This is a genomic window from Bombilactobacillus sp. ESL1094, assembly GCF_058107425.1.
In genome coordinates this window covers 1,107,249-1,124,605 of the sequence record NZ_JBYLUM010000001.1, presented here as the reverse complement: position 1 = coordinate 1,124,605, position 17,357 = coordinate 1,107,249, and the positions used below count along the sequence as shown (strand labels likewise).

Annotated in this window: 18 protein-coding genes; 6 read left to right on the top strand and 12 right to left on the bottom strand. The window is 36.1% G+C overall.

The genetic code is table 11. The features are described from left to right. Positions 1-112: 112 nt before the first annotated feature. Complete coding sequence (locus AC3B5S_RS05495) at positions 113-544, top strand: Fur family transcriptional regulator (RefSeq protein ID WP_489756700.1); 432 nt, start codon at positions 113-115, stop codon at positions 542-544. Positions 545-578: 34 nt separating this feature from the next. On the opposite strand, the gene AC3B5S_RS05490 is transcribed toward AC3B5S_RS05495, so the two are convergent. Continuing rightward, complete coding sequence (locus AC3B5S_RS05490) at positions 579-1,763, bottom strand: MalY/PatB family protein (RefSeq protein ID WP_489756701.1); 1,185 nt, start codon at positions 1,761-1,763, stop codon at positions 579-581. 247 nt (positions 1,764-2,010) lie between these two features. Here AC3B5S_RS05490 and AC3B5S_RS05485 point away from each other — a divergent pair, with 247 nt between their 5' ends. The 5 genes from AC3B5S_RS05485 (at position 2,011) to AC3B5S_RS05465 (ending at position 7,059) form a co-directional block, all read left to right on the top strand. Further along, entirely contained in the window at positions 2,011-3,009 is a 999-nt protein-coding gene (locus AC3B5S_RS05485; protein WP_489769471.1) for an ADP-ribosylglycohydrolase family protein, read from the top strand. Between the two features lie 10 nt (positions 3,010-3,019). Next, positions 3,020-4,387 carry a purine-cytosine permease family protein gene (locus AC3B5S_RS05480; RefSeq protein WP_489756703.1) on the top strand — a complete coding sequence of 456 codons (1,368 nt, stop codon included), beginning with the start codon at positions 3,020-3,022 and terminating at the stop codon, positions 4,385-4,387. Beyond that, positions 4,377-5,261, top strand: a complete 885-nt coding sequence (locus AC3B5S_RS05475) for a PfkB family carbohydrate kinase (RefSeq protein ID WP_489790168.1) — start codon at positions 4,377-4,379, stop codon at positions 5,259-5,261. Before AC3B5S_RS05480 ends, AC3B5S_RS05475 begins: the two co-directional genes overlap by 11 nt. A gap of 234 nt (positions 5,262-5,495) precedes the next feature. Continuing rightward, on the top strand, positions 5,496-6,671 hold the full coding sequence (locus AC3B5S_RS05470) for an MFS transporter (RefSeq protein WP_489790167.1): 1,176 nt from the start codon (positions 5,496-5,498) through the stop codon (positions 6,669-6,671). A 61-nt stretch (positions 6,672-6,732) separates the two neighbouring features. After that, positions 6,733-7,059, top strand: a complete 327-nt coding sequence (locus tag AC3B5S_RS05465) for a hypothetical protein (RefSeq protein ID WP_489756705.1) — start codon at positions 6,733-6,735, stop codon at positions 7,057-7,059. A gap of 71 nt (positions 7,060-7,130) precedes the next feature. Here AC3B5S_RS05465 and AC3B5S_RS05460 read toward each other — a convergent pair whose 3' ends face one another. From AC3B5S_RS05460 to AC3B5S_RS05410, 11 genes are all read right to left on the bottom strand, one after another. After that, positions 7,131-7,607 carry a PTS sugar transporter subunit IIA gene (locus tag AC3B5S_RS05460; protein WP_489790166.1) on the bottom strand — a complete coding sequence of 159 codons (477 nt, stop codon included), beginning with the start codon at positions 7,605-7,607 and terminating at the stop codon, positions 7,131-7,133. A 1-nt stretch (position 7,608) separates the two neighbouring features. Further along, positions 7,609-8,793, bottom strand: coding sequence for a MalY/PatB family protein (locus AC3B5S_RS05455; protein WP_489790165.1), 1,185 nt, complete (start codon positions 8,791-8,793; stop codon positions 7,609-7,611). Further along, positions 8,783-10,387: a maltose/glucose-specific PTS transporter subunit IIBC gene (malX, locus tag AC3B5S_RS05450; protein WP_489790164.1), complete on the bottom strand. Its 1,605-nt coding sequence runs from the start codon at positions 10,385-10,387 to the stop codon at positions 8,783-8,785. The genes AC3B5S_RS05455 and malX overlap by 11 nt, the downstream gene beginning before the upstream one ends. 154 nt (positions 10,388-10,541) lie before the next feature. Further along, positions 10,542-11,297, bottom strand: a complete 756-nt coding sequence (locus AC3B5S_RS05445) for a MurR/RpiR family transcriptional regulator (protein WP_489756709.1) — start codon at positions 11,295-11,297, stop codon at positions 10,542-10,544. A 168-nt stretch (positions 11,298-11,465) separates the two neighbouring features. Then, entirely contained in the window at positions 11,466-12,161 is a 696-nt protein-coding gene (locus AC3B5S_RS05440) for an ATP-binding cassette domain-containing protein (protein WP_489756710.1), read from the bottom strand. A gap of 12 nt (positions 12,162-12,173) precedes the next feature. Then, on the bottom strand, positions 12,174-12,938 hold the full coding sequence (locus AC3B5S_RS05435) for a hypothetical protein (protein WP_489756711.1): 765 nt from the start codon (positions 12,936-12,938) through the stop codon (positions 12,174-12,176). Between the two features lie 11 nt (positions 12,939-12,949). Next, on the bottom strand, positions 12,950-14,026 hold the full coding sequence (locus AC3B5S_RS05430; RefSeq protein ID WP_489756712.1) for a YcaO-like family protein: 1,077 nt from the start codon (positions 14,024-14,026) through the stop codon (positions 12,950-12,952). A gap of 12 nt (positions 14,027-14,038) precedes the next feature. Further along, entirely contained in the window at positions 14,039-15,064 is a 1,026-nt protein-coding gene (locus AC3B5S_RS05425; protein ID WP_489756713.1) for a YcaO-like family protein, read from the bottom strand. Between the two features lie 5 nt (positions 15,065-15,069). After that, positions 15,070-15,906, bottom strand: a complete 837-nt coding sequence (locus tag AC3B5S_RS05420; RefSeq protein ID WP_489756714.1) for a nitroreductase family protein — start codon at positions 15,904-15,906, stop codon at positions 15,070-15,072. Further along, the gene (locus AC3B5S_RS05415; protein WP_489756715.1) at positions 15,896-16,768 is read right to left on the bottom strand and encodes an McbB family protein; all 873 of its coding nucleotides are present in this window, start codon (positions 16,766-16,768) and stop codon (positions 15,896-15,898) included. Before AC3B5S_RS05415 ends, AC3B5S_RS05420 begins: the two co-directional genes overlap by 11 nt. 93 nt (positions 16,769-16,861) lie before the next feature. After that, the gene (locus tag AC3B5S_RS05410) at positions 16,862-17,086 is read right to left on the bottom strand and encodes a hypothetical protein (RefSeq protein WP_489756716.1); all 225 of its coding nucleotides are present in this window, start codon (positions 17,084-17,086) and stop codon (positions 16,862-16,864) included. Positions 17,087-17,357 lie beyond the last annotated feature (271 nt).

The window sequence follows — 17,357 nt, the reverse complement described above, 5'->3', positions numbered from 1 at the left end:
TTATTGCCAACTTGAACAAACCATTCACTATTAGCTGTATGCTATAATTAAAGCGTTTGAGAAAGCCACTACATAATTTTGAGCAACATAATTATTATCTAGGAGTAATTCAATGGAACCATTACAACTAGCTTTTCAAATTCTACAAGACAATCATCTCAAACTCACCAAGCAGCGCCGCAGCTTATTAGAATATTTAGTTCAACACAGCAATTACTACATTTCCTTAGCCCAATTAGATCAACACTTACGAGCAACTTTTCCAAAAATGAGTCATGAAACCATTTATCGTAATGTCAAAGAAATGCAAAACTTGGCGATCGTTGAAACTAAAATGTTCACCAATGGCTTGCGCGTGAAATTCCAGTGTGACTTCACTACCAAGGAACATAGCCACTTCATTTGCCAAATTTGTGGTCGCGCTTATGAAATTCCCTTACCCGATTTTGAAGTAGCTTTACAGCAACTAAAAAATGCCCAAATTGACTCCTTTCATGTGGAAGTCTTGGGCATTTGTGAAAAGTGTCAGCACCAAAAACTTTAGTACTGCACTCAGATTACTAACTAATTAACCGCAACTATTTGGCCAAAGCTTGCAGAACTTTGATCAGGCGTTGCACACCTTGTTCTAACGTGGCTCTGGAAGTAGCAAAATTCAAGCGAATAAACAGCCCATCAGCGTCAGTTAAACCAAACTCACTGTTCGTTTGGACACCAACGCCACCTTGATCTAAAGCTTGTTGTAATTCTTGTTCAGAAACCTTTAAATAACTGACATCAATCCAAGATAAATAAGTGGCTTGACTGCGCGTTACCTTAGCTGGCGTTTGTTCTTCAATTTGCGTCGTCAAAAACTGTAAATTGGCTGCTAAATAACGCAATAACTCACTCAACCAGTCTTGACCGTTCGTATAAGCAGCTTTTAAAGCGGGCAAAGCAAACGCTGTCGGTAAATCCGGATTCGAAGCATACGCTGCTACTTGTTGCATTGCTGTTTGATAAGCTTCATTTGTAGTGTAGTAATAGGCAAATTGTAAACCTGCCAAGTTAAACGTTTTGGAAGGTGACTTAAAAGTAATAATGTGATCTTGATATTCAGGACAAACTGTAGCCAATGGCGCATAATGATTGCCGGGTAAAATCAAATCACTATGAATATCATCAGATAAAATAATCACGTGGTACTTCTGACAAATTTGGACAAAATTTTTCAATTCCGCCGTTGTCCAGACCCGCCCGGTTGGATTATGCGGATTACATAAAATCGCCATTTTGACCTGGTTAGCTTTGATCTTATCTTCAAAATCCGCCCAGTCAATTTGATAACCCTGCATAGTCTTTTTCAAAGGATTAGTGATTAATCGGCGTTTGCTCTCCTCCACTGCAATTTTAAAGTGACCGTACAACGGCGTTTGCGTAATAATCGCATCACCTTCGTTAGTTAAACCGCGAATGGCCAGCGACAATCCATTGACTACGCCAGCACTATAGCCTAAATTATCTGGATCAATCTGCCAATTGTTTTGTTGTTGCAACCACTGCGCAATTACCTGGGGAATATCCGTCATGTTTGGTTCCACATTGTAACCATAAATTCCTTGCGCGGCTTGTTTTTGAATTGCTTCAACCACGGCCTTGGGTGATTGAAAGTCCATATCTGCAATCCACATGGGAATTACATCGGGATTATCGTAGACATCTTTTGCACCGTCCCACTTAATACTATACGTATTTTTACGTTGATTAACTTGGTCAAAGTTCATATTAATTACTCCTTTTTCTCAACATTATATGATTAATTTTACTACAAAGATTAGACCATTTTAAAAAAATGAATTGCTTAAGTCAACATTCATCAATAATTATTACATTATTTTATTTTTAATAGCTATTTTTCATCCTAGTCAATCAAGTGTCCGCTTGAATGGCTATTTATTTTTGTTCGATTTTAAACTATCATTAAAAATGATTAACGTTGCTAGTTATTTTTTAACAATAAAGGAGAAAACATTGCGTTCCAATAATAAAATTTTAGGAACTTTATATGGTCAAGCGATCGGTGATGCGCTAGGCATGCCCACTGAACTCTGGACGCAACAACAAATCCAGGCCACTTTCCCTAATGGAATTAGTGATTTTGTTGCCGGTCCTGCCAACAACGACATTGCCAAATATTTTCAACGCGGGCAATACACCGATGACACTAACCAAGCCTTAGTTATTTTAGAATCTTTGATTCAAACTAATTGGCAACCCGAGACGGACAATTTAGTCCAACATCTTTTAGCCTGGGCAAAAGATGTTAATGCTTGGGAAAATAATATTCTCGGACCTAGTAGTAAAGCTGCCTTAACTTTAGCGCTACATCATCAACCTACAGCTTCTGTGACCGCCACCGCTTTGACCAACGGTGCCGCCATGCGAATTGCGCCGATTGGTACTTTATTTACCCCTGATCAGCAAAATGATTTGGTGCAACTGGTTGTGCAAGTTACTCAGGTTACCCATTCGAGTGATGTTGCTTATAGTGGTGCGTGCTTAATTGCTGGTGCCGTCAGTGCGGCCATGGTCTACACTGATTGGGAACAAATTGTTGATTTTGCGTTGCAAACTAGCGCTCTAGGGTTTCAGCAAGGAGCTCCGACTTGGGCGGCAAACATCAACCAGCGTGTTAAATTAGCCATACACTGGGCCCAAAAATTTCGGCAACAACCACAGCAATTTCGCCAAGCAATCTATGAAGTGCTGGGGACCGGCACAATGCTCTCGGAAAGTGTACCCACAGCGTTTGCCATTGCTTATTATTGGCGTGATGTTCAAAAGTGTGCACTCTTCTGCACTAATTTAGGGGGCGACACCGATACCATTGGTGCCATGGCCACCGCCATTTGTGGCGCTTATCAAGGAGTTGAGGCAATTCCTCCTAACTGGCTTCAACTGATTGATCAACAAAATCCCCAGCATAATTTGCAGAGCATTGCACAAGCAATTAACCAGTTTCGCCAATAAGGAGTAAATCATGACTAAACAAGAACAAATTATTATTCCAAAAAAAGAACGTACCTTGAAACCACTAGCTTTATTTTATAATTGGTTTGCCGCTAACATTGGTATTATGGGATTCGTTTATGGTGCCATTATTGTTAGCTACCATTTGTCAATGTTTCAAGCCGTCTTAGCCGCTTTAATTGGTTCTCTGTCCTTTATTTTTCCGGGTTTTATCGCCATGATTGGGCAAAAAAATGGTATCACGACTTTTAAACTGAGCCGCGCACCGTTTGGTATTAATGGCAATAAAATTCCTAATATCGTAGCGTGGATTAACATGGTCGGTTGGCTCGCCGTTAATATTATTACCGGAACTTTATTATTCGTTGCCATGTTGCAGACTTTGCACTTACCCAAAAATCCCGTCACCATTTTGATTTGTCTGTTGATTTTCACCAGTTTAATTGTCTTATCCGGCTTTTTAAAAGAAGACCTATTAGCCAAAATTCAAACGTGGCTAAGTTGGATTTTTGGAATTTTAACCTTTGTAATTTTTATTTTCTTCTTATTAAAAACCAATTGGCAAACTGCCTGGTCTATGCATCATGGTTCTTGGATCAAAGGTTGGTTGCCTGCAGTCAGCATCATTGCTGCGGGTTCGGGCATTTCTTGGTCTATGGCTGCTGCTGATTGGGGCGCTTACGTCCAACCGCAAACCAATTTGCATAAAACTTTTTGGTCGACGACCCTTGGCGGTGCTTTGCCATTGTTTGTGTTAATGATTGGTGGGATTTTCTTAAGCACTAGTGCCCCAACTTTGGCTAATAGTAGCGATCCTTACCAAGTGATGTACAGCGTCTTACCAACTTGGATGGGTGTCTTATACTTCTTGATTGCCGCTGGCGGTTTAGTGCCCCAGTGTATGGTTTCTTTTCGCTCCGCACGGATTAATCTGCAAACCTTTGGCATTAATCTCAAACAATCGAGTTCCTTAATTGTTCATAGTTTGCTCGTTTTTGGAATTGCTATTTATGTTTTATTCTTTTCTGCTGGCTTCTTAAGTAACTTCGAACTTTTCTTAAATTTCTTAGGTATTTGTTTAGTAACTTGGTTGGCCGTCTTTTTAAGTGACTTTTTGTTTAAACGCCAACACGGCTATGACCTCAAGTTGATTCAAACTCAAACTGCTCCCAAATATCGCTGGTTTAATATTCTAACGTGGTTAATTGCTACTGTAAGCGGATTGTTATTTACTAATAATGCTGTTTGGCAGGGACCCTTTGCTTACGGTATTTTTAAAAATAATAGCCTAGGTGTCTTTGTGGCCGCCTTAGTAGCCTTAATCTTAATCGCCATTGAACAGATCTTCAACCAGGGAGGAAAACAAAATGCAGCCTAAAGTCTTAGTTATCGGCGCTGCCTTAGTGGATTTGCTGACCCAAGTATCTAGTTTACCGACTTCTGGCAGCGATATCGGCGCTAGTTCGCCTCAGACCACGGTCGGGGGATGTGCGCTCAATGTTTACAGTGCTTTACAACAGCAACAAATTGCCAGCGATTTACTCGTGCCGCTTGGTCAAGGACCATTTGCCCAAATTATTCAACAGCAATTTCAGCAATGGCACATTGAGCCTTTGTCAGCACGAGGTCACCAAGACAACGGCTGGGATTTATGTTTAGTTGAACCTAATGGAGAACGGAGCTTTTTAACTTTTGCTGGAATTGAATTACAGTGGCAAGCAGATTGGTTTCAGGCTTGTGATTGGGCCAGTTACCAATATATCTATCTTAGTGGCTATGAGTTAGAAAATTCATCTTGTGCTCAGCTAATTTTGCACCAATTACAGACCCATGCCCCGCACACCCCAATTTTATTTGATACCTCACCACGCATTGGCACCATTGAACAAGCTACTTTACAAAAACTCTGGCAATTACCAACTATGGTTCACGCTAATCAAGTTGAATTACAGACCTTGGCGCCCCAAACCACCGATCTCCAGCAACAATTAGCGACTGTTTTTGCTGTCACCCAACAACCCGTTATCGTAACGTTAGGTGCCCGTGGGTGCGTCATTTACGATGGTCAAACTTATCAAAGCGTTCCTGCTCCAAAAATTAAAACTATCCAAAATACCAGCGGCGCTGGTGATGCTCATTGTGGCGGCCTCTTAGCTGGTTTAATGCAGCAAAAATCGTGGCCTGATACTTTACAGCAAGCTAACCAAGTTGCAGGCACTATTGTTCAAAAACTAAACAGTAATTTTTATTAACCAGCTGCGAGCAAAACTGAATAAAAGCTGAGTACTAACCTAGATTAGACTTTGAAGTTTGCTTTTTAACTTAAAAGTCTAATTGTAGTTAAACGCAAGCTTTTGTTTTGCAAGCACAATTATAACCAGCTGCGAGCAAAACTGAATACTAACTGAAACTCATGAAACTAGTCAAACACAAATTTATATTATAAAATTAATGAAAAATGTTTAAATATTGAGGGTTATTATTCTATGTTCAATCACAAAACCAGAAAACTGCTACTCGGCATTGTCATTCTAGCAATTATTGCGCGCCTATCATCATCAACTTCGCCCGCTATTGCGGCCATTGGACAAGCTTTTCCACATGCCAATAGTACGGCTGTAGAGTCCATCGCCACGATTGGTGATGCCGCTGCTGTGATTTCCGCTTTAGTCTTTGGTAAATTGTTAGACCGCTGGACTTTTAAACAAATTGCTTTAATTAGTGTTAGCATTTTAACGTTGGGCGGCTTATTACCGCTTCTTTTTCATCAATCAGTCAATCAATTATTGCTTTGGGGCTTTTTAGCAGGACTAGGAACCGGCGGGATCACGACCATCTTACCTAGTTTACAAGCTTATACCTTCCAAGGTGAGCAACTCGCCACCATGCTCGGCAGCGTTGTGGCCTTAGAAAATGGTTCATCAATGGTGATGGTCTTCTTTAGTGGGCTGTTAGCGAGTCACAATTGGCTACACGCTTACTATCTTTTCTTTTTAGCAGCAATTGCTTTAATTATTATTAGTTTTGTCGTACCTAATAAACGTCCAGATCAAAAAGCAGACACAGACGAAAACACTCAAGTTACTCAAACTAAGTTTGGCTCAATTATCTATTATTTGATTGTGGCCAGCGTCATGATTGCGTTAGAAGCCGTGCTCTATAATAAAAATGCTGTTTATATTCAACATTTCCATTTAGGAACACCCGCTTTAACGGGCCGGATTATGATGTTGGATGGCTTGGCTGCTATTGTGATGGGTCTTGTTATCCGTTGGGTACGCCAATTATTTAAACAATATCTTTTAGTGGCCAATTTCTTTCTAGTCGCCCTCGGCGGTTTTTTATTACTAAGACTGCACACCACCACTAGCATTGCCATTGCCACCTTTTTAATTGGAAGTGGCAGTGCCCTTACCTTAATGACAGTTCCTTATCTACTCTCTGGCTTAGCCACCGCCAAACATTATCCCCTAGTCATGGGCTGTTTTTCCGCGATTACCAGTCTTGGATTTTCCGGATCCGCTTTATTTTTCAACAATTTAGTTCCTAAATTTAGTCCCAACTTACTAACCGGAACTTACCAATTACAAATTATCATCGCGTTAGTAATGGGCGTCATTATTTTTCTACGCACCTTTTTTCAACAACGGTTAAAAAATTAATTTTACAATCAAGAGTTTTCGTGTCATGATTAAAGTATGTAATTAGAGGAGGATGAGATATTTGGCACAGCCATATAGTGAAAAAGCGGTTGCTGCATTTTTACAATTTTACGTACATCACTTTCAGGATGATGATTTAGAGGTTATTTCTCAATATGATGTCGATCATCATGTCACTGAATTAAATGCTTTTATTGCTCATGATCGCAGCTTTCGAATGAAAGATATTGTTCCAGTTTTAATCAAACAACATTCAGATATTATCAACGCCTTGTTGGAAGACTTGTTAAAGAATGCTGGACTAGAGATGGAACAACTCAATACACCACAATTGTGGGAAAATTGGTATCGTGAAGAAAAAGCTAAAATCAAGGAACCAGAACGTTAAACATAGCTTAAATAAGAAACTGTCAGTGAACGCCGTAAAAAGTGTTCACTGACAGTTTTTTTTAATGAGAATTATTCCAAAGTTGCCACGACAGCTCCTGCATTGACTGTTTGCAAGTCATTCAATTGAAGTTGTTCTTCTTTTAAATTAGTAAAGATAACAATGACACTCGGATTTTTCTGCTGCTGTTGAATCATGGCCAAATCCATCTGTGCTAAAGTTGTGCCTGCTGTCACACTTTGGCCGGCTTGCACCTTAATCTCAAAAGGGGCACCATTTAATTCGACCGTATCAATCCCTAAATGTAATAAAACTTCATGATCTTGCTGATCCTTTAGAGTAATCGCGTGCTTCGTAGGAAAAATGGATACAATGGTACCATTAACGGGCGCGACTACTTGACCGTCGCTAGGAATCACCGCATAACCTTGCCCCATCATGCCACTTGAGAAGACTCCGTCCTTCAAAGCAGCTAAAGTAATTAATTGCCCATTGGCCGGTGCGACTATTTCATCTGCTACTCTTTTTTTCTTTTTCAAGCCAAACATCTTAAAACCTCCCGTCGATAAATTGCTTAATTCGCGATAAAGCCGTTTTAATTTGAGAGCGCGGCATTGCTAAATTAATCCGTGTAAAGTCTTGACCGTCACCGACAAAGTCCGTCCCCGCTTCTAAGATAACACCTTGTTGCGTAGCCAACTCTTGCGTAAACTCTGCACCACTAATTCCCAAATCGCTAACTTTGACCCACAAGAGATATGATGATTCCATAGGAATCAATTGTAGCCGCTTATCTGTTAACATTTGTTGGGCTAACTCATAATTCTGTGAAACATAATCGACCATCGCGCGCCGCCAATCGTTCCCCGTTTGATAACCGGCAACAATAGCTGTAATTCCGAAGATGTTCGGTGACGTAATCGAATTTTTTTGATAGTTAGCGCGCAAATGTGCACGTAATTGTGGATTAGGAATAATTGAATATGATGTTTTTAAGCCACCGAGATTAAAGACTTTATTTGGTGAAGTCAAAAAGATTAAATTTTGTAAATACTTATCCGGTAAACTCAACGCTGAAGTGTGGTGACCATTATTTAAAATGTGTTCACTATGAACTTCATCGCTGACCATAATTACTTGATTATCCAAGCACAGTTGGGCCACGCGTTCAATTTCTTGTGGCGACCAGATCCGTCCCGAAGGATTATGCGGATTACAGAAAAATAATAAATGTGGTTGTTGAACCTGTAATTGGTGCTCTAAGTCATCCCAAGCAATTTCATAGCGATTATTTTTTAAAATTAACGGACTCATTCCAACCGGCACGTGATTATCGCGAGCGCAGCGGCCAAAAGGACCGTAAGTGGGTGTCAAAGTCATCACACCATGTTGGGCGTCACAAAATTGTTGCACTAAATTATACATCGTCGCCACACTACCATAGCCTAACGTAATCCAGGCTGGATCGACAAAGACTTGGTGTTGCTGTTGTTGCCATTGTACTACGGTTTGATAAAATTCCGGATACGTGTACGTATAACCAAAGGTTCCCCGCTGACTAGCTTTCATGAAAGCATCTAAAATTCCTTGGGGGGAACGAAAGTCCATATCAGCAATCCACATGGGAATAAAATCGTCCGGAATAGGACCAAATTCGTGTTCAATAATCGTCCGATCCCACTTGCGACATTTTTCATCATGACGATCAATAATTTCATCAAAGTTATACTCCATCAGCTTGTGTAGTTTCTCCTTTACCGATTGATTGCTCTTTTAATACCGCATCAAATTGTTTACGCACTGTGGCAATTTGGGTGCCAATAATCACTTGCACATTTTGTTTATCTAAAATCATAACTCCTAACGCGCCAGCTGCTTTCAATTGTTCTTCATTCACTAAATCCGTATCCTGAACAATCAAACGTAAGCGGGTCACGCAGTTATCGACGTTCACAATATTAGCGGCACCACCAACACCTGCCAAAATTTGTGGCACATCGAATTGCTCACCTGAATCCTCTGTATCTGTTGCACTAGCGTGCTTTTCACGACCAGGAGTCTTTAAGTTATACTTTTCAATGGCCCATTTGAAAACAAAGTAATAAATAGCGAACCAAACCACTCCGACAATTGGGACAATCCACCAACGAGTAGCGGGTCCTTGCAAGACACCAAAGATCAACCAATCTAAAATACCACCATCAGTATTGCCAATCCCAACATTTAATAAGGCCATCACCATATAACCTAAACCAGACATAATACTATGGAAAATATACAAAGCTGGTGAAATAAATAAGAATAAGAACTCAATTGGTTCCGTAATTCCCGTTACAAACGAAGCAATCACTCCCGAAATCAACAAGCCTTTAACTTTCTTCCGATTTTCAGGGAAGGACGTTTTATAAATCGCTAATGCGACTGCTGGTAAAGCAAACATCATCGTAGGCATATAACCTTGCGATAAGAAGGCGGTCGCATGGTGGCTAATCGGCAAGCCGTGTTGCAATTCCTGATAAAAGATATTTAACGCTCCGACAACGTGATGACCGGCAACCACTGCGGTCCCACCAGCTTGCGTAAAACGAATCATCGCTAACAAAATATGATGCAAACCTAGTGGAATCAATAACCGTAAACAAGTACCGTAGATAAATGGTCCAAAGACACCGGCTTTTTGAATCAGCCAGCCTAAGCTGTTAATAGCTGTTGAAAAGATCGGCCAAATCATAGGAATTACTAAGCCCACTAAGGCCATAACCAAGGCTGTCATAATCGGTACAAAACGCGTGCCACTAAAGAATGCAAACGAATCTGGTAACTGCGTTTGATAAAAATGAATATGAATAACATACACAATTAAACCGACAATAATTCCACCTAAAACACCCATTTCAATAGTTTGAATCCCAAAGGTGTTCGATTGACCGGCAGCTTGCATTTTGCTGACGGGAACTAGTTGATGGGTAACTTTTAAATAAAAGTTAATGGACATATTCATCACAAAATAGCCCACAAATCCTGCAAAAGCAGCGATGCCTTTTTCTTCACGGGCTAAACCTAAAGGAATCGCCATCGCAAACATAATTGGTAAATAAGTAAAGGCAAAACCACCAATTGTCGACATAAACTGAAAGATCAAGTGAATTGGTGCGATCTTTAAAAATGGTAATAATTTAAGCATACTCGGGCTGGAAAAGGCACTCCCAATTCCTAATAACAAGCCCATAAATGCCAATAACGAAACTGGTAACATGAAAGTTTTACCTAAACCTTGGAAAAACTCCCAAGCAGTAACTTTTTTCTTTGGTTCTTCTTGTTCCGACATCTCGTTACTCCTTCTCTTTTTTTGAATACGATTACAGAATAAAACAAATTTACTGGCGAAAATAGCCCTTTCAAGGATAATGTCGGAATTTACATTTTTTGTAAATGGTTACAATTTTAACAATAAAAAACGAACGACCTAGTAAAACTGGTAACTACAAACAATATTGGTAAATATACTCATCAATAATTAACTCCACTAACCGTAAAAGTGGAATGCGCGTCGACAAATCCAAATCTTGATAATAAATGTTCGGAACTGGCAGCTCAAAAGCTTCGGTGACTTTCCCCGCCAAAGAACTCTGAACATTGCCAATAATGCCAACCGTATTAACCAACCGTTGCTGTAAAATTCCCGCACAACGCCCCATCACCGCGGTTTCTCCGGAACAAGAGATCAAAAATACCAAATCGCTAGGATCAATCGTGGAGACCACCCGATCAATCTCATCCCATTCGGAACGACTCGAAGAATTTTTACCTGCAAACATTAAGCGCCGCGCACCATCCACTGCCACCGTATAAGACGGTCCCAATCCTAAAAATTCAATATGGTGCGCTTGATTAATTAATTGCGTCACCCGCTTTAACTGTAATAAATCTAAGTCTTCGCGCCCAATCAGAGGAATTGCACCCGAATGCTTTAAAAAATCCCTTTTGGTGATTTGCTCTGCCTGCTCGCCTTCCAACGCTTTACGCAAATAAAACTTAAATTCCGTTAAATTTTGATAGCCTAATTTTTTGATCGTCCGACTAACTGTTGCTGTCGATACATAAGTTTGCCGCGCAATTTGGGCAATATCCTGCTTTAAAAATTCAGGTGCCGCGCGTTTCAGATAGTCAAACACTTGCCGTTCTGCGGTACTTAAAGTTGCACTTTGCCGTTCAATATTTTTAAAAAATAAAGTCATCGCTGTCTCCCTTTGACCATTGTAAAAAAATTCACTTGTTTATTATAAAGATTTTGAGCTTTAACTGCAGCAAAATCAATTATTTTATCACTAAAAAAGTCTTCATCATAATCAGTAAGTTCCTAACTATGATGAAGACTTAACAATGATACGAAAATTAATTAATTACTACTCATTACCTGTTAAGACAGCAAAAGCTTCTTCAGGATCAGATTTTTGTGCGACGGCTATAAACTCTTCAAAGCTATTAAAAGTTCGAATTTTTTGATGACTCAGCAGATGAATATAACAATCAGCTTCTACCAAGTGTTGCAAATCATGCGTAGTAACAATTACTAATTTCTGAGGATCTTGAGCTAAAGTTAAAAGTTGATCGTTGATTTGTCTATTAGCTACTGGATCCACGCCGCTTGTAGGTTCATCAAGTAGAAAAACATTCTTTTGTAAAAAACTTTCCAAAAAGATTAACAACCAGCGCTTTTCTCCCACAGACATAGATCCTAATTTACGATTCATTAAACCAGAATATAACTTTTTAAAGTGCGGGCTTAATTGATTAACTTCAATCTTTTGATAGCCAGTAGCAATCCCAAAAATAAATTGCTTTAAATCATTACCATTTAAGGAACCAAAGAAGATTGGATTTTGCGTTTGATAAACAATTTCGTTAGTCTTTATCGATGACACAATTGTTCCATTATCAACTTTTTGAACACCACTGATCAGGTCAAACAACGTGCTCTTTCCGGAACCGTTATACCCAATTAAATAATTAATTTTTCCAGGCAAAAATTGACAATCACAGTTTTTGAAGATTGTATGATCCTGATAACTAAATGAAATATTATCCAAAACAATTTTCATGTCCACACACTCCTAATTTCTAGATGTTAAGGAATTGATTCTAACTTTAGCACTGGCCACATAACCAATGAAAAAATAAATGATAAATAAAACAAAAATCGACAATACTTGATATAGGTTAATCACATGTGGAGTTTTAAACAAATTAAGTATGACAACAATAACTTGTGTTACATAATCAGCTGGATTCATGCCAAAAAGTAACTCTCCCCAAAAGGAACCCGTATCTTGACGAACAGCCGATAACCAGATTAACCCTAGTAGTATTAAATTAGCCAAGATGCTACTTGTATTCACGCGCATTGGAAAAATGGTTAGCAATACGCTAAATAACATGACTGGTATGGCCGAACAAATATAAATCAATGTATAGATCAAAATAATCATAATTATTTTGTTAAAATTAAATATTGCCATAAAAATTCCAAACATCAAGACACACAAATATCCAAAAATAAATTCACTCACTAGTAGGCCATAGACTGGAAATTTGCGATTTCCTCCAGATATCATCGTGACAGTTTTTAAAAAACCACTTTCGCGAAAACTAATTATTTGTAATGCAATTCCATTGATAGCTACTGAAACAATCATATATGCTAGATAATCACTGGTTGAAGCTAACAATTTAATTATGGAAATACCTCCTATAGATAATCGTCGAAAGTTAGAAAAAATATATAAAGCAGTTGGTAATAACAAAGTATATATAAGTGGTATTTTTTCAGACCAAATAATTTTATTAAAGGTTTTAGCATAATTAAGAATAATTTTCATGTTGTTTAACCTCACGGAAAAGGAATTGACTTGCCCATGTTAGGAAAGTCTTGTATTCCAAACACATTAGCTATCTTATATTTATGTGGATCAATTATTTGAGTATTCATGTGTGGAAAAGCATCAGGGGAAAAAACTTTAACTATTCTTAGGTTAGTTTGACTAATAGCAGGAGGTATTGAAAGAGCATAATAATCTATAGGAACTTTTTGTATAACTTTTTTTAAATTAATCAAATTGCTGTTTTGACATTTTTCAGGATAATAGTTCGTAATATCTCCCTCCAAAAAAGTATATTTTTGAATAAATTCTTTAGAAGTTTGATTTAAAAAATTTCTCTTATATAACTCTTGTTCATTTAAATTGGGGTTGTTTTGGTACAATAAAATAGATTCATAGCTTTGACAAAATTCATCCAATGCACCTTTTAAAGCCTCACTAAAAGATAGGTTTGCATCCAAGCCTATAGAAAATGAATCTTTATTACCTCCTATTATTAAAATAACAAAAATATCGCTATACAAAGAAATATCATAGACTTTAAAGTAAGAAAAAATACTACTGAACCTTTTAATTAAATGCCTACTTTCAGGATAATTATTTAATAAATTTATAGGGTACTCTCTTCCCCTTTTTTTAGATAACCAAGTCAATATTAAAGACTGTCTCTCCACAAACTCCAAAATAGCAGCATAAAGTGCTAATTCAGAATTAGTATGCGAAGCAACGCCACACGAATCAGTAAATATTTTCTTATATCCATTTAATCCTCTTAGTGAATAATTCATATATACTTCAGCTGGATTAACATTTAACACACTGTCATCAAATAACGAAAAAGCAGGTATTTTAGAAATTTTTGAATTAATATTGTAAAACATGGACAATCTTTCATTATATTCTCCAAAGCATGCCATTACTGCATTTTTTTTATTAAACGTTGCAGAGTTACCAGTTGCGTTCTTTATCTTTAAGGGTAATATCGAAGTATGACAAAAGTTTGTTTCTAAGAATTTTTTATCCTCAAAAGATATATTTTGTATCAAAAATGAACTATCTATATTTGCATTATTATTTTTTATATACATGATAATATGTCCTTACATAATTGGATTATCAGGAAAATCATTTTTTAAAACATCTCTACTTATTCTATGATATATCTTTCTATCAAATTTAAGATTTTGCTTAAATGGTACATAATTGATCAATTCAGGAGAAAAAGATCTTATACAAATCAATTTTTTATATGAAACGCTCAGTGAATGAATATATAAATGATTTGTAAATCTACGTAATGACAATTTTAAGTCTTTAATAGAGATATTATTTTCATTACGCCAATTGAAAGATTCTTTTTTTGAGTATGATGATAGTTTCCTTTCGGTATTAATATCATCAAAAGACTTTTTCTTCATTGAAGTATAGTTATCATAAAGCATTCCCTTATAATCAATAATACTATTATTATCATTTTCTATTTTGGCTAAAAAGACCGCTTCATTAACAGCTTTTTCTAAAGAATACTTTAAAGAAAGACCAGACCCCGTACCCACAACAATTGGATGTCCATTTACGTATAAAAATACATAAACAACTAAAACAGGATAAAAACTATCATTGATAAAAACTTTATGATCATAATTTTCCCCTGTGATATTAATCAAAATATTTTTCATTGATTCAGAATACAATTGATATCCTTCATTGTTATACCAGAAAAGCATTGTAGCATTCTTTTCAATCAATTCTAATATGGAATTATACACAGCATAGTTACCATTAGTATCTGCTGCTGTAGAAGTTGTATCTAGACATCCTTTATCAGCAAAATAGAAATTATTTTTGTTTATTTCTTTTACACAACCGCTAAAAATGTCAATAGTTTGAACAAGGATTTCGTTGCTTGAACTTCCAGACAAACTTCTTCTTTCTACTGATTCCGAAAATGCTTTTTTTGTTGCTAATAATTTATTAATTCCAAAGGACCCACAATCATTGGGTGAATAGGTATCTTCATTTAATAGAATGCCTATTCTAGAAGATGCAAAAAAAGATTTTGTTTTATCACAACTAAACATTGTATTATAGATGTGGTTGTTATCATCTGGATAGACAGTAAACATAATATTCACCTATTAGTATCTTTCAATCCAAACCACTGTAGAAGAGTAACAGGCGTCATTTTCGCATTCAATCCACAGGCACGAGTCAACGCATTATCATTAAATCCAGACCAAATACAATCCCCGAATTCCTTATAACACGATACATGAGATAAGTGTAAACTCTCTGCAATTAATCCTGATTCTATTAGTGCATGCCTATATCCTCTACGACCATATTTTAAAATAGCTCTTTCTAAATCTATTGCATATGCAAAACATATATTAGACAAAAGTTGGCCAGGAAAAGCCGAGTTAACATTTATTGATAACATTTTAAAATCTTTTTTATTGGATATCTTCTTAATCAATTGAAGTGAATAATGCTCTGAATCATAAACATATACACCTGCATCAATATCTTGTATTTCATTATTACTAAAAACAATCATAACTGGAATTACTGGATACAGCCCTCCTGCTGAACCATAATTTTTTGAGCCTAATCCCTCATATCTACCAAACGCCTTACCTAATATATCTGCTATTTTACTTTTATCAATATATTTATCTTTTTTAAAATGTCTCGTAGATTGAGGATAATTATAATTAGGTATCTTATAATTAGGAAACATTTCTATAGTATCTAAAGGGTTATCTGGAAGTATGTCTTTATACTCCACAAGTTTTTCCCATTCTATAACTCCTGAATTGAAAGTCCAGTTATAAGGAACCTGCCAGGTCGTTGATTGATGAAATTTTTCAATATCATTTAATATTCGTTTACTTAATAATTGTTCTGACATTTTTTTTGCAATTAAAAGTTCCTTTTCAGAAGATGCACTTTTATCATTATTTTTCATAACAATCACATAACTCCCAATATACAGAAAAGTCTTTATATACTTTGTTATTATTTAAATCTATTTTTGTAACTAACGAAAGCGACTCTGGATTAATGCTAGAATATTCACCGTCTCCTATAAAATTATTTATTATGGAAAACAATGACAAGGAAATAAAGTCTTTCTGGTAGTCTGGTAATTGTGTACTTATAATCATTTCACTATCTGTTTTATAAATATCATCAATTATTTCTTGATAACTTACATCTCCGGTAGTGTTAATACGTAATTGAGCTTTTATATTCTCCAAATTACACTGATGACAAGGATTATACCATTCGGTTTTATACAAATTATCTATATAATAATTGCCAGCATAATAATAACCAAACAATGATATGCTATTGCTATCAATGATTTTTTCTCTAATCAAGTTGGCATCCTTAAAACTGTATTTCGTTAAAGAAACTATTATCATATCATCAGTAGATAAATTCATGTTTAAAAATTCTTGAACCTCAGTAACACTAATACTTTCTACATTTAAATCTAATTTAGATCTTAAATAAGAAAAAACATTGGATTTAATATGCAAGTCATCTGATACAATCACAATATTTTTAATTTCAATTGAATATGTTGTGATGCTTTTTTTTAAAACTTTTTTATTTATTAAAAATGATATAAGCTCATCAGTATCTTCACAAAAAACACTATATATTTCATCATATGAGACAAGCTTTCTTGAATCTCTATCCCATTTAAATAAAAGGTTTGACAAATCTTTATCATTGATAACAGTTATACCATATTCATTTTGAAGTAACTCATTTACACCACTATATAAGAAAAAGGGTAATATTTCATAACTACCTTTCATTTTATGATTCCTCCATATGGCCAATTTATTATAATCTTCAATATATTATTTAAGGCCACATGTGATACCATGCGACCTTAAAATAATATATTTTTACCTTTTGCTTACAGTAGAACTACCACTACTAGAAGAACAACAAAAGTAATTATTACCATCATGTATTTCGGTTAATTTATTACTTTTAAGACTTCCTCCATATCCAAATTTATGTTCTGAATTTTGTTCCAAAGATCTATTAAGTTTTGCACTTGCTTTTTTGTCTCGAATTTTCAAATAATCTTTTGTTTTTAAAGAATCCTTGGCTTTAATAGTTTGCATATTTTAATCCTCCTATATGAATGTAATTAGAATTATATTAATATAAGATTAAAAGTCAATGGCATTTTTTAATTTATTATTGCTCAATATCAAGATTAACTACAATCTTGTATCAAAGTATTACTTCAGAATAGCTTTAACTTAATAAATAGTTTTTTTATGTGCCAAAATTGTTAGCTTAATAGAATTTTTTAAAATTCAATTCTGGAACCTTTTAAAGTTGACTTTCCAAATCACCAGCCCAATGTTAGCCTTTTCATTTTTTAACAAT